This is a genomic window from Kitasatospora sp. NPDC101155, assembly GCF_044768305.1.
GTDB lineage: Bacteria > Actinomycetota > Actinomycetes > Streptomycetales > Streptomycetaceae > Kitasatospora.
Map to the genome: position 1 here is coordinate 124,880 of NZ_JBIWPN010000003.1, position 11,821 is coordinate 136,700.

At 68.6% G+C, this 11,821-nt stretch carries 11 protein-coding genes; 6 read left to right on the forward strand and 5 right to left on the reverse strand.

The annotated features are described in order from the left end of the window. Nucleotides 1-242 precede the first annotated feature (242 nt). From coxB to ACIRYZ_RS05300, 4 genes are all read left to right on the forward strand, one after another. The gene (coxB, locus tag ACIRYZ_RS05285) at nucleotides 243-1,097 is read left to right on the forward strand and encodes a cytochrome c oxidase subunit II (RefSeq protein ID WP_402939799.1); all 855 of its coding nucleotides are present in this window, start codon (nucleotides 243-245) and stop codon (nucleotides 1,095-1,097) included. Further along, nucleotides 1,094-2,869, forward strand: coding sequence for a cytochrome c oxidase subunit I (gene ctaD / locus ACIRYZ_RS05290; RefSeq protein ID WP_387623514.1), 1,776 nt, complete (start codon nucleotides 1,094-1,096; stop codon nucleotides 2,867-2,869). The genes coxB and ctaD overlap by 4 nt, the downstream gene beginning before the upstream one ends. Then, a complete protein-coding gene (locus ACIRYZ_RS05295) occupies nucleotides 2,869-3,285 on the forward strand; it encodes a cytochrome c oxidase subunit 4 (RefSeq protein ID WP_402939802.1) in 417 nt (138 codons plus the stop codon). Before ctaD ends, ACIRYZ_RS05295 begins: the two co-directional genes overlap by 1 nt. Before the next feature lie 169 nt (nucleotides 3,286-3,454). After that, the gene (locus tag ACIRYZ_RS05300; protein WP_402939805.1) at nucleotides 3,455-4,705 is read left to right on the forward strand and encodes an Ig-like domain-containing protein; all 1,251 of its coding nucleotides are present in this window, start codon (nucleotides 3,455-3,457) and stop codon (nucleotides 4,703-4,705) included. Between the two features lie 172 nt (nucleotides 4,706-4,877). Here the strand turns inward: ACIRYZ_RS05300 and ACIRYZ_RS05305 are convergent, their stop codons facing one another. From ACIRYZ_RS05305 to ACIRYZ_RS05325, 5 genes are all read right to left on the reverse strand, one after another. Then, on the reverse strand, nucleotides 4,878-5,249 hold the full coding sequence (locus ACIRYZ_RS05305; protein ID WP_402939807.1) for a GntR family transcriptional regulator: 372 nt from the start codon (nucleotides 5,247-5,249) through the stop codon (nucleotides 4,878-4,880). Nucleotides 5,250-5,353: 104 nt separating this feature from the next. Next, a complete protein-coding gene (locus ACIRYZ_RS05310; protein ID WP_402939810.1) occupies nucleotides 5,354-7,012 on the reverse strand; it encodes a cytochrome bc complex cytochrome b subunit in 1,659 nt (552 codons plus the stop codon). Then, nucleotides 7,009-8,061, reverse strand: coding sequence for a Rieske 2Fe-2S domain-containing protein (locus tag ACIRYZ_RS05315; RefSeq protein WP_402939813.1), 1,053 nt, complete (start codon nucleotides 8,059-8,061; stop codon nucleotides 7,009-7,011). The genes ACIRYZ_RS05310 and ACIRYZ_RS05315 overlap by 4 nt, the downstream gene beginning before the upstream one ends. 8 nt (nucleotides 8,062-8,069) lie before the next feature. Further along, nucleotides 8,070-8,879, reverse strand: a complete 810-nt coding sequence (locus ACIRYZ_RS05320) for a c-type cytochrome (protein ID WP_387623501.1) — start codon at nucleotides 8,877-8,879, stop codon at nucleotides 8,070-8,072. A 188-nt stretch (nucleotides 8,880-9,067) separates the two neighbouring features. Beyond that, nucleotides 9,068-9,688 carry a heme-copper oxidase subunit III gene (locus ACIRYZ_RS05325; RefSeq protein ID WP_355673336.1) on the reverse strand — a complete coding sequence of 207 codons (621 nt, stop codon included), beginning with the start codon at nucleotides 9,686-9,688 and terminating at the stop codon, nucleotides 9,068-9,070. A gap of 397 nt (nucleotides 9,689-10,085) precedes the next feature. Here ACIRYZ_RS05325 and ACIRYZ_RS05330 point away from each other — a divergent pair, with 397 nt between their 5' ends. Then, nucleotides 10,086-10,511, forward strand: a complete 426-nt coding sequence (locus ACIRYZ_RS05330; RefSeq protein ID WP_380609142.1) for a hypothetical protein — start codon at nucleotides 10,086-10,088, stop codon at nucleotides 10,509-10,511. Nucleotides 10,512-10,629: 118 nt separating this feature from the next. Further along, a complete protein-coding gene (trpD, locus tag ACIRYZ_RS05335) occupies nucleotides 10,630-11,703 on the forward strand; it encodes an anthranilate phosphoribosyltransferase (protein WP_402939818.1) in 1,074 nt (357 codons plus the stop codon). The last annotated feature ends 118 nt before the right edge of the window (nucleotides 11,704-11,821 follow it).

The following is an 11,821-nucleotide window of genomic DNA, read 5'->3' on the forward strand; positions in this document are numbered from 1 at the left end:
ATCCCCCGATCGGGCGTAAGGACCTCGAATGCCTACGATGACCTGCGACGTAGCCCTTGCCGGGCCTGATCGGGCGACCGGGCGGCGCGTTACCGGGGGCTGCCCGTCAGGAGCGCATAAGGCTGGAGTAGGGTTTGGCCCGCATAAGCATTCAAACCGTGCCCGTGGACGGGTCGCCAGGGAGGCTCACAATCCTCCTTCGGTGCGACGCGAAGGCGGGCGAGACTTCGGGAAGGCGCTACGTGAGTCCCAACGGCTCCGACCGCTCGCCGCGGCGCACGATGCGGCGGAAGCTGCCTCAGGCGCTGGCACTGGGCCTCGTCATCGCGACCGCCACCGGCTGCTCGGCCAACGACCTCCCCAGGCTTGGCCTCCCGAGCCCCGTCACGTCGGAAGGGCCCTTGGTCCTCCGGATGTGGCAGGGCTCCTGGATCGCGGCGCTGGTGGTCGGCGTACTGATGTGGGGTCTGATCATCTGGAGCGTGATCTTCCACCGGCGCAAGCGCACCGGTGTGGAGATCCCTCCGCAGACCCGGTACAACGTGCCCATCGAGGCGCTCTACACCGCGGTCCCCATCATCATCGTCTCGGTCCTCTTCTACTTCGTCGCCCGCGACGAGGCGAAGCTGACATCGGTCTCCGCGAAGCCGCAGCACTACGTCAACGTGGTGGGCTTCCAGTGGAGCTGGGCGTTCAACTACGAGAACACCGAGACGCCCGACCCGGCCAACAAGGACGCCGCGTACGACATCGGTACGCCCAAGGACGTTCCGACGCTCTGGCTGCCGGTCAACGAGACGGTGCAGTTCCGGCTCACCTCTCGTGACGTCATCCACGACTTCTGGCCCGTCAACTTCATGATGAAGATGGACGTCGTGCCGGGCGTGGTGAACAAGTTCGAGGTCACCCCGACCGTCAAGGGCGACTACGTGGGCAAGTGTGCCGAGCTCTGCGGCGAGGACCACTCGCGCATGCTGTTCAACGTCAAGGTCGTCGACCGCGCCGACTACGACAAGCACCTGGCCGACCTTCGTGCCAAGGGCCAGGAAGGTGCGGTGCCTTCCGGCCTCATCACCATGGGAAGTGAAGCGAAGTGACCATCCTCAACGAGCCCGCCGCGGCCGGCGGGGGCGCCGAGGCCGTCACGGTCGGGGCGCAGCGGACCCGGAAGCCGGGTTCGACCATCATCAAGTGGTTGACCACAACTGACCACAAGACGATCGGCACCCTGTACCTGGGCACGTCGTTCGCCTTCTTTCTGATCGGTGGCATCCTCGCCCTGGTCATGCGTGCCGAGCTGGCTCGTCCCGGGACCCAGATCCTGTCGAACGAGCAGTTCAACCAGGCGTTCACGATGCACGGCACGATCATGCTGCTGATGTTCGCGACGCCGCTGTTCGCGGGCTTCGCGAACTGGATCATGCCGCTGCAGATCGGCTCCCCGGACGTGGCCTTCCCGCGTCTGAACATGTTCGCGTACTGGCTGTACCTCTTCGGTTCGACCATCGCGGTCTGCGGCTTCCTGACCCCGAACGGTGCCGCCGACTTCGGTTGGTTCGCCTACTCCCCGCTGTCGGACGCGGTGCACTCGCCCGGCATCGGCGGCGACATGTGGATCATGGGTCTGGCCTTCTCCGGCTTCGGCACGATCCTCGGTGCGGTCAACTTCATCACCACGATCATCTGCATGCGCGCTCCGGGCATGACGATGTTCCGGATGTCGATCTTCGTCTGGAACGTCCTGCTGACCTCGGTGCTGGTCCTGCTGGCCTTCCCGGTCCTGGCCGCCGCGCTGTTCGCCCTGGAGGCCGACCGCAAGTTCGGTGCCCACGTCTTCGACCCGGCCAACGGCGGGGCGATGCTCTGGCAACACCTGTTCTGGTTCTTCGGCCACCCCGAGGTGTACATCATCGCGCTGCCGTTCTTCGGCATCGTGTCGGAGATCATCCCGGTCTTCAGCCGCAAGCCGATGTTCGGCTACTCCGGTCTGATCGCGGCCACCATCGCGATCGCCGGTCTGTCCGTGACGGTGTGGGCGCACCACATGTACGTCACCGGACAGGTACTGCTGCCGTTCTTCTCCTTCATGACCTTCCTGATCGCGGTCCCGACCGGTGTGAAGTTCTTCAACTGGGTCGGCACCATGTGGAAGGGCTCGCTGAGCTTCGAGACTCCGATGCTGTGGACGGTCGGCTTCCTGGTCACCTTCCTCTTCGGTGGTCTGACCGGTGTCCTGCTGGCCTCGCCGCCGATCGACTTCCACGTCTCGGACTCGTACTTCGTCGTCGCCCACTTCCACTACGTGGTCTTCGGCACCGTCGTCTTCGCGATGTTCGCCGGCTTCCACTTCTGGTGGCCGAAGATGACCGGCAAGATGCTGGACGAGCGCCTCGGCAAGATCACCTTCTGGACGCTGTTCTTCGGCTTCCACACCACCTTCCTGGTGCAGCACTGGCTCGGCGCGGAGGGCATGCCCCGCCGTTACGCCGACTACCTGGCCTCGGACGGCTTCACCACGCTGAACACCGTCTCGACCATTGGCTCCTTCGTGCTCGGCCTGTCGATCCTGCCGTTCCTCTACAACGTCTGGAAGACCGCCAAGTACGGCGAGAAGGTCGCCGTGGACGACCCGTGGGGCTTCGGCCGCTCGCTGGAGTGGGCGACCTCCTGCCCGCCGCCGCGGCACAACTTCCTCACCCTGCCCCGGATCCGCTCCGAATCCCCGGCCTTCGACCTCCACCACCCGGAGATCGCCGCGCTGGACTACCTGGAGAACCACGGTGAGCCGGCCAAGCACCTCGCCGGTGTGACCCCGGCGAAGTACGACGCCCCGCAGCTGGGCAAGGGCAAGAAGGAGGGCGACGCCTGATGAAGGAACAGGGAAAGATCTTCCTCGGCCTGTCGGTCTTCGTGCTGGCCATGGCCATCACCTACGGCCTGTGGACCAACAACTCGGGCCCGGGTCTGGAGGCCGCCGGTACCACGGCGCTGTTCCTGGCCTTCGCCCTCTGCGCCTTCATCGGGTACTACCTCGCCTTCACCGCCCGCCGGGTGGACAGCGGCGCGGGTGACAACCCCGAGGCCGAGGTCGCGGACGACTCCGGCGAGCTGGGCTTCTTCGCCCCGCACAGCTGGCAGCCGCTCTCGCTGGCGCTCGGTGGCGCGCTCGCCTTCCTGGGCGTGATCTTCGGCTGGTGGCTGATGTTCTGGGCCGCCCCGATCATCGCGGTCGGCATCTTCGGATGGGTCTTCGAGTTCTACCGCGGCGAGAACCAGAACCAGTAGGGTTCAGCTTCCGCCGACAGGGCCGGTTCCCCCGCACGGGGGAACCGGCCCTGTCGTTTCTTGGGGTGACCGCCTCACTCGCCCGGGTGAACGGCGGGTCGCTCGGATGTCGTTCGGACCAGGGCGTTCCTACGATCTGATTAATCGTGCGAAATCCTGGGAGGCGGCCATGGCCGACAGGCGCGGAATCGCAGGCATAGGCGGCATCTCGCTGACCCTCGCAGTGCTGGCCCCGCTGGCCGCCTGCTCATCCGGTGACGACTCCGGACCCCACCGGGTGGACGCGGCCCGGCTCGTCCACCTCTCGGCCAAGGGCAAGGTCGACCCGTCCCAGCCGGTCACCGTGACGGCCGTGGAGGGCAGCCGGATCACCGACGTCACGGTGGTCGGCCCGGACGGCCGGGTGGTGGCCGGCAAGCTCGCCGACGACCAGCGCAGCTGGCAGACCACCGGCCGACTGAAGGCCGACACCGCGTACAGCGTCCGGATCTCCGCCGACGACGGCAGGAACGGCCGCGGCGACGCCACCGTCGGCTTCAGCACCCTGGCCGGCCAGCGCGTGCTCAACGCCAAGCTCGGCCCGGACTCCTCCGGCAGCGGCGTCTACGGCGTCGGCCAGCCGCTCACCGTGCAGCTCTCCCAGGCGGTGAAGGACCCGCAGGCCCGCCAGGAGGTCGAACGGGCCCTGACGGTGACCTCCCTGCCCGCCGTCACGGGCGCCTGGTACTGGGTGGACGACAAGAACCTGCACTTCCGCCCGGAGGAGTACTGGCCGGTCGGGACGACCGTCTCGCTGGCCTTCGACGGCACCGGCACCCGGATCGCGGACGGCCTCTACGGCGGCGACCGCAGCTCGCTGCGGCTGCGGATCGGGGCGCGGGTCGAGACGGTGATCGACGCGGCCGCCCACGAGCTCACCCTGAAGCGCGACGGCCAGGTGCTCCGGACCATCCCGGTGACCACCGGCAGGCCCGGGTTCGACACCCGCAACGGCATCAAGGTGGTGCTCGGCCAGGAGCGCTCGGTCCGGATGAACGGCGAGACGATCGGTATCCCGACCGGCACCTCGGATTCCTACGACCTGAACGTCGAGTGGGCCACCCGGGTGACGTGGAGCGGCGAGTACGTCCACGCGGCGCCCTGGTCGGTCAGCTCCCAGGGCATCGAGAACGTCAGCCACGGGTGCACCGGCATGAGCACCGACAACGCCAAGTGGTACTACGACAACACCCGGGTGGGGGACCTGGTCACGGTGGTGAACAGCCGAGGCGCCAAGATGGAGCCCTTCGGCAACGGCTTCGGGGACTGGAACGTCTCCTGGACGGACTGGGTCAAGCACAGCGCCCTCGGACAGCCCCTCAGCACCACCGCGCCGGCCTCCCAGGCCCCCGCCGCGGGGATGATGCGGCCGGAGGTCTGAGGCGGTGACTCGCCCGCTCGCCTCCGGGGCGCTCTGACCCGGTGCCGACGGTCGGCGCTCCGGCGCTCGTACCTCGCTCGTCGCTTCTCCCTTTCGGCACCGGCGCGCCCCTTCGGCTCGGGGCGGTGACTCTCCCGCTCGCTGTGACTCGCCCGCTCGCCTCCGGGGCGACTCAGACCTCGGGGTAGGCCAGCTGCAGCGCGGTGACCACGGCGGCCAGGGCGTCGGCGTGGGACAGGCCCAGACGGTTCGCCCGTTCGGCGTACTCGCCGGCGGCCGCGGCGGCCAGCCGGTGGGCGGTGTCCCCGGTGGCGGCGATCAGGGTGCCGCGTCGGCCGTGGGTCTCCACCACGCCGTCCGCCTCCAGCTCCCGGTAGGCCCGCGCCACCGTCCCGGCGGCCAGGCCCAGTTCCTCGGCCAGTGCCCGGACGGTGGGCAGCCGCAGCCCGGTCGGCAGCTCGCCGGAGCGGGCCCGACCGGCGATCTGGGCGCGGATCTGCTCGTACGGGGGAGTGGCGGCGGCGGGGTCGACGGACAGCTGCACGGGGGCTCCTGGAGAGGCGGTGCGGGTACAGGAAAGCCCGAGGGCCGCCGACCAGGTGAACTCTGGTCAGCGGCCCTCGGAGTGACGCCGGGGTGCGTACGGGATCAGTGGTGGCCGTGGCCGCTGGTGATCTCGTGGTGCTCCTCGCTGGTCGGCTTGGGGATCTGGCTTCCCTCGCCGTAGAAGCCGCGGGAGAGCTTGGCCCGGGTGCGGGTGAGGACGCCGGCCTTGCGGGCCACGCCGTTCTCGTCCGTCTGGGCCGGCAGCTCGACCGGCTGGACCTGCTCGTGCGCCGTGAGCTTGAACAGGTCCTTCTGCGGCAGCTGGGCGTGGACCTCGACGAACTCACCGTGCGGCAGGCGCTTGATGACACCCGTCTCGCGGCCGTGCAGCACCTTCTCCTTGTCACGGCGCTGCAGGCCGAGGCACCAGCGCTTGGTGATGATGAAGGTGATGACCGGCACCGCGAAGAAGCCGACGCGGACGAAGTAGGTGATCGAGTTCAGCGACAGGTGGAAGTGCGTCGCGAACAGGTCGTTGCCACCACCGACCAGCAGCACCAGGTACAGGCTGATCCAGGCGGCACCCAGGGCGGTGCGGACCGGGGCGTTGCGCGGGCGGTCCAGGATGTGGTGCTCGCGCTTGTCGCCGGTGATCCAGCCCTCGATGAACGGGTAGACCGCGATCGAGACCAGGACCAGCGGGAAGATCATCAGCGGGATGAACACGCCCAGGTTCAGGGTGTGGCCCCACAGGCTGATCTCCCAGCCCGGCATGACACGGATCAGACCCTCGGAGAAGCCCATGTACCAGTCGGGCTGGGCGTCGGTCGACACCTGGTCCGGACGGTACGGGCCGTAGGCCCAGATCGGGTTGATCGTGGCGATCGCCGAGATGGCGGCGATGAGGCCGAAGACCAGGAAGAAGAAGCCACCGGCCTTGGCCATGTAGACCGGCATCAGCGGCATGCCGACGACGTTCTTCTCGGTCTTGCCCGGGCCCGCCCACTGGGTGTGCTTGTGGTAGAAGACCAGGATCAGGTGCGCCACCAGCAGGCCGAGCATGATGCCCGGGATCAGCAGCACGTGGATGGTGAAGAACCGCGGCACGATGTCGTGGCCGGGGAACTCGCCCCCGAACAGGAACATCTGGACGTAGGTGCCGATCAGCGGGACCGCGAGGATCGCGCCTTCCATGAAGCGGATACCGGTACCCGACAGCAGGTCGTCCGGCAGCGAGTAGCCGAAGAAGCCGTCGAACATGCCCAGGATCAGCAGCAGGAAGCCGAAGACCCAGTTGATCTCACGCGGCTTGCGGAACGCGCCGGTGAAGAACACGCGCATCATGTGGACGAGCATCGCGGCCACGAAGACCAAGGCGGCCCAGTGGTGGATCTGACGGATCAGCAGACCGCCGCGGACCTCGAAGCTGATGTCCACCGTGGAGGCGTACGCCTCCGACATCCCGATGCCCTTGAGCGGCACGTACGAGCCGTTGTAGACGACCTCGGCCATCGACGGCTTGAAGAACAGCGTCAGGTAGACACCGGTCAGGATGATGATGATGAACGTGTAGAGGCAGATCTCGCCCAGCATGAAGGACCAGTGGTCCGGGAAGATCTTGCGCAGGTTGGCCTTGGCGAGGGAGTAGATCCCCAGCCGGCCGTCCGTCCAGTCAGCCGCGGCTTCCCACTTGTTGGCGGGCTTGGCGCGCGTGCTGGAGGGCTTGGCGGCACCGGTCGTGGTGCTGCTCGCGCTACTCATCGAGCACGCTCCCAGAAGCTCGGGCCGACAGGCTTCTCGAAGTCGCCGGTGGCGACCAGATTGCCCTTCTCGTCAGTGATGATCTTCAGCTGCGGCAGCGGGTGGCCGGCCGGGCCGAAGATGACGCGCGCGCCGTCCGCCAGGTCGAAGGTCGACTGGTGGCAGGGGCAGAGCGCGTGGTGGGTCTGCTGCTCGTACAGGCTGATCGGGCAGCCGACGTGGGTGCAGATCTTGGAGTAGGCGAGGATGCCCTCGAAGCCCAGGTCCTTGGACTTGTCGTCCTTGATGTCGTCCGGCGCGATGCGCACCAGCATCAGGGCGTCCTTGGCGATCCGCTGCTGGAAGTCCTCGCTGTGGGTGGTCAGACCCTCCGGCATGGCGAAGGTCAGCGAGCCGACGGCGATGTCCTCGGGCTTCATCGGCTGCATGGTGTTCATGTTGATGAGCGCCAGCGGCTTGGCCTGGGTCGCCTCCCTCCAGCCCGTCTCCTGCAGCTTCTTCTCGGGCAGCGGGCCCAGGTCGCGGAGCAGGACCACGCCGGAGAGCGGGACCAGCGCCATCGAACCGATGAGGGTGTTGCGGATCATCTTGCGGCGACCGAAGCCGGACTCGGCGGCACCGGTCTTGAACTGCTCGATGACGTCCGCGCGAACCTCGTCGGAGGCCTCGATCGGGTGACGCTCGGCCGGCATCTCGACGTCCGACATCAGGGTGCGGGCCCAGTGGACCGCGCCCGCGCCGATCATGAACAGGGCGACGCCCAGAGTCAGACCGAGCGCGAAGTTCAGCGCGCTGACCTTCCCCAGCGGGAAGATGTAGACGATCTTGTCCGGGTCGATGGCCACGTACGAGGCGATGAAGCCGATGGTGGCGAGCATCGACATCACGAACATCAGCGAGACCTGGCGCTCGGCGCGCTTGGCGGCCCGCTCGTCGATGTCGGTGCGACGGGGCTCGTGGGCCGGCAGGCCCGGGTCGGCGAAGGGGTTGCCGTGCTCGGCGACCTCGCCGGCGGAGCCGTGCGGCTCCGGGAGCTTCTCTTCTGACATGTCGTGGCTCATGACTTCTTGGCCTTGGTGGTGTGGGCGGCGACCCAGATCGCGACCGCGATGAGCGTGCCGAGACCGAAGATCCAGCCGAACAGACCCTCGGTCACCGGACCGAGGCTGCCCAGCGTGAGACCACCGGGGTTGGGCTCTTCGCTAGTGGTGTGGCGGACGAAGGCCACGATCTGCTTCTTCTGCTCCTCGGGCATGGTGGTGTCCGGGAACGACGGCATGTTCTGCGGGCCGGTCTGCATGGCCTCGTAGATGTGCTTGGCGTCCACGCCCTCCAGCGACGGGGCGTACTTGCCCTTGGTCAGGGCACCACCCTGGCCGGCGAAGTTGTGGCACTGGGCGCAGTTGGTGCGGAACAGCTCGCCACCCTTGGAGATGTCCTCGGGGTCGGTCGAGGTGTACTGCTTCTCCTCCGGCGTCACCGGGCCGGGGCCGAGGGAGGCGACGAAGGCGGCGAGCTGGTCGATCTCGGCCTGCGTGTAGATGTTCTTCTTGCGCGGCACCTGGGCGCCGGGCTGCTGGGCCGGCATGCGGCCGGTGCCGACCTGGAAGTCGACAGCGGCGGAGCCCACGCCGACCAGGCTCGGACCGTCGCTGCCGCCCTGGCCGTTCAGGCCGTGGCAGGAGGAGCAGCCCACGGCGAAGAGCTTCTTGCCCTCATCGATCGCGAGCGACTGCGCGGCGACGTCGGCCTGCGCCTTGTCGGCGGGCGCGAACGCGGCGTACAGCCCCCCGGTTGCCGCCAGGGCGAGAAGTAGGACGACCAGCGCCGCCAATGGGTGGCGCCGTCGTGCGGAGAGCTTTTTCACGGAATAACCCCGGTGTCAGGATCTGGTCGACTGGTGGGTGCACCCGGCTGCCGGTCTGGCCGGCACGAGGCTGCCTGTTCCAAGGCTGCGCGCGCGGTCGGTCGGTGGGAGCGTCGGCACCGGCAGAAGCGGCCCGTCGCCGATGAGGGCGGGGGCCGCAGCCGGTGGCCAGCGACCTGATCAGCTGGTTACTTGATCAGGTAGATGGTCGCGAACAGGCCGATCCACACGACGTCGACGAAGTGCCAGTAGTACGACACGACGATCGCGGCGGTGGCCTGCTCGTGCGTGAAGCGCTTGGCTGCGTACGTCCGTCCCAGGACCAGCAGGAAGGCGATCAGACCACCCGTCACGTGCAGCCCGTGGAAGCCGGTGGTCAGGTAGAACACCGTGCCGTACGGGTCGGAGGACAGCGAGAGGCCGTCCTTCTTGACCAGCTCGGTGTACTCGTAGACCTGGCCGCCGATGAAGATCGCGCCCATCATGAACGTGATGATGAACCACATGCGGAGCTTCTTCACGTCCCCGCGCTCGGCGGCGAACACGCCGAGCTGACAGGTCAGCGAGGAGAGCACCAGGATGGTCGTGTTGACCGAGGAGAAGCCCACGTTCAGGGCGTGCGCCTTCTCGGTCCAGAACTCGGCTCCCTTGACGGAGCGGAGCGTGAAGTACATCGCGAAGAGGGCCGCGAAGAACATCAACTCGGAACTGAGCCAGACGATCGTTCCGACGCTGACCATGTTCGGTCGGTTGACCGATCCGTGCGCGTGCCCGGTTTCTACTGCTGTTGCTGTCGCCACGACGGACATTATGTCGGTCCCTTATTCCGTCTTCACGTCGGGGGGTGTCCCTCGGAGTGTCCGGTGCGTGCGGTATGCCCGCTTGGCCGTCGACGGGGTGTCCGGGCGGGGGCCGAGCGGCGGCGTGTCCCTTTTCTGACGGTTCCTCGGCGAGGCCCGCGACCCCCTTGCCCAGCGCGTCGTTGCACGGTCGGCGCAGTGTCGTGTTGTAGGGGACAGGGTGCCGCATCGGCCGTCCGGGTGGTCTCGGCGAGGCCGGGTGACGGGCCGTCCTCCGGGTGGGTGAGCCGTGGGCGCGGCGGCTTGAGCGGGAACGTGCGCGAGGGGGACCCGGGACGGGGGGAAACGGGAGTAGCATCCGGATCAGGTGAACGTGGTCCGGATCACACTTGAGGGAGCAGGGTCCATGGCGTACACGACCGACGAGACGCTCACCGTCCTCGTCTACAGCGACGACCGCAACACCCGCGAGCAGGTGCTGACGGCGCTCGGCCGTCGACCTGCCGAGGATCTTCCGGAGCTGTCCTACCTGGAGTGCGCGACCACCCCCGCGGTGCTCAAGGCGCTGGAGAAGGGCGGCATCGACCTCTGCATCCTGGACGGCGAGGCGGTGCCGGCCGGCGGGCTCGGCCTCGGGCGCCAGCTCAAGGACGAGATCTACGGCTGCCCGCCGGTGCTGGTGCTGATCGGCCGGCCGCAGGACTCCTGGCTGGCCGCCTGGAGCAGGGCCGATGCCGCGATCTCCCGCCCGGTGGACCCGGTCGCGCTGGCCGGGGCGGTCGCCACCCTGCTGCGGGCGCGAGTGGCGAAGCGGGCCCCGGCCACGCGTTGAGCGGGGTTGTCTCAGTACTAGAGAAGACACCGCCGTAGGAACCCCACCGCTCGATAGGCTGGCTCCATCCGTACGGACCTCCCCGGTACAGGGGAACCCACGACAGCTGGAGTCAGCCATGGTGAACGTGAACCCTGCGAACGGCGGTAGCGACCCCGCGCAGGTGGTCCGCACCTGGCCGGACCTCCTGGCGGCACTGTTGAAGGGGGAGGACCTCGACCGCTCGTCCACCGCGTGGGCGATGGACCGGATCATGAGCGGCGAGGCCTCCCCCGTCCAGGTGGCCGGGTTCATGGTGGCGCTGCGGGCCAAGGGCGAGTCGGTCGACGAGATCGCCGGTCTGGTCGACGCGATGTACGAGCACGCCGAGCCGCTGAACATCCCCGGCCCGGCGGTGGACATCGTCGGCACCGGCGGGGACCGGGCGAAGACCGTCAACATCTCCACCATGTCGGCGATCGTCGCGGCGGCGGCCGGGGCCAAGGTGGTCAAGCACGGCAACCGGTCGGCCTCCTCCGCCAGCGGCTCCTCGGACGTGCTGGAGAAGCTCGGGGTGGCGCTGGACCTGTCGGCCCGCCGGGTGGCCGAGGTGGCCGAGGAGGTCGGGCTCACCTTCTGCTTCGCGGCGAAGTTCCACCCCTCGATGCGGCACGCCGCCACCGCGCGGCGCGACCTCGGGGTGCCGACCGCCTTCAACATCCTCGGCCCGCTGACCAACCCGGCCAAGGTCACCTCGCACGCGATCGGCTGCTTCGACACCCGGCTCGCCGGGCTGATCGCCGGGGTGCTCGCCGGGCGCGGGGCGACCGCGCTGGTGTTCCGCGGCGACGACGGGCTGGACGAACTGACCATCACCACCACCTCGCAGGTGTGGCTGGTGCGCGACGGGGTGGTCACCGAGACCTCCTTCGACCCGCGGGACGTCGGCATCGAGCTGGTCGGCATCGAGGCGCTGCGCGGGGCGGACGCCGCCTACAACGCCGAGGTCGCGCGCAGGCTGCTGGCCGGAGAGCGCGGGCCGGTGCGGGACGCCGTGCTGCTGAACACCGCGGCGGCGCTGGTGGCGCTCGACCTGGGCGACGCGCCGCTGACGGAGCAGCTCGCCGCGGGCATGGCGCGGGCGGCGGAGGCGATCGACTCGGGCGCCGCGCGGGACCTGCTGCGGCGCTGGTCGGACGCCACCAGCCGGTAGCCGAGGCGGAAGTCGAGGGCCCGTACCGGTTCGCCGGTGCGGGCCCCGAGCACACGCCCCGAGCCGAAGGGGCGCGCCGGCGCCGAAAGTTGAGGAGCGACAAGCGAGGTACGAGCGC

Coding starts and splice junctions, on each gene's coding strand:
- ACIRYZ_RS05295 (WP_402939802.1), top strand. CDS start 2,869: ATGAAGGAACAGGGAAAGATCTTCCTCGGCCTGTCGGTCTTCGTGCTG.
- ACIRYZ_RS05300 (WP_402939805.1), top strand. CDS start 3,455: ATGGCCGACAGGCGCGGAATCGCAGGCATAGGCGGCATCTCGCTGACC.
- ACIRYZ_RS05310 (WP_402939810.1), bottom strand. CDS start 7,012: ATGAGTAGCGCGAGCAGCACCACGACCGGTGCCGCCAAGCCCTCCAGC.
- ACIRYZ_RS05315 (WP_402939813.1), bottom strand. CDS start 8,061: ATGTCAGAAGAGAAGCTCCCGGAGCCGCACGGCTCCGCCGGCGAGGTC.
- ACIRYZ_RS05325 (WP_355673336.1), bottom strand. CDS start 9,688: ATGTCCGTCGTGGCGACAGCAACAGCAGTAGAAACCGGGCACGCGCAC.
- ACIRYZ_RS05330 (WP_380609142.1), top strand. CDS start 10,086: ATGGCGTACACGACCGACGAGACGCTCACCGTCCTCGTCTACAGCGAC.
- trpD (WP_402939818.1), top strand. CDS start 10,630: ATGGTGAACGTGAACCCTGCGAACGGCGGTAGCGACCCCGCGCAGGTG.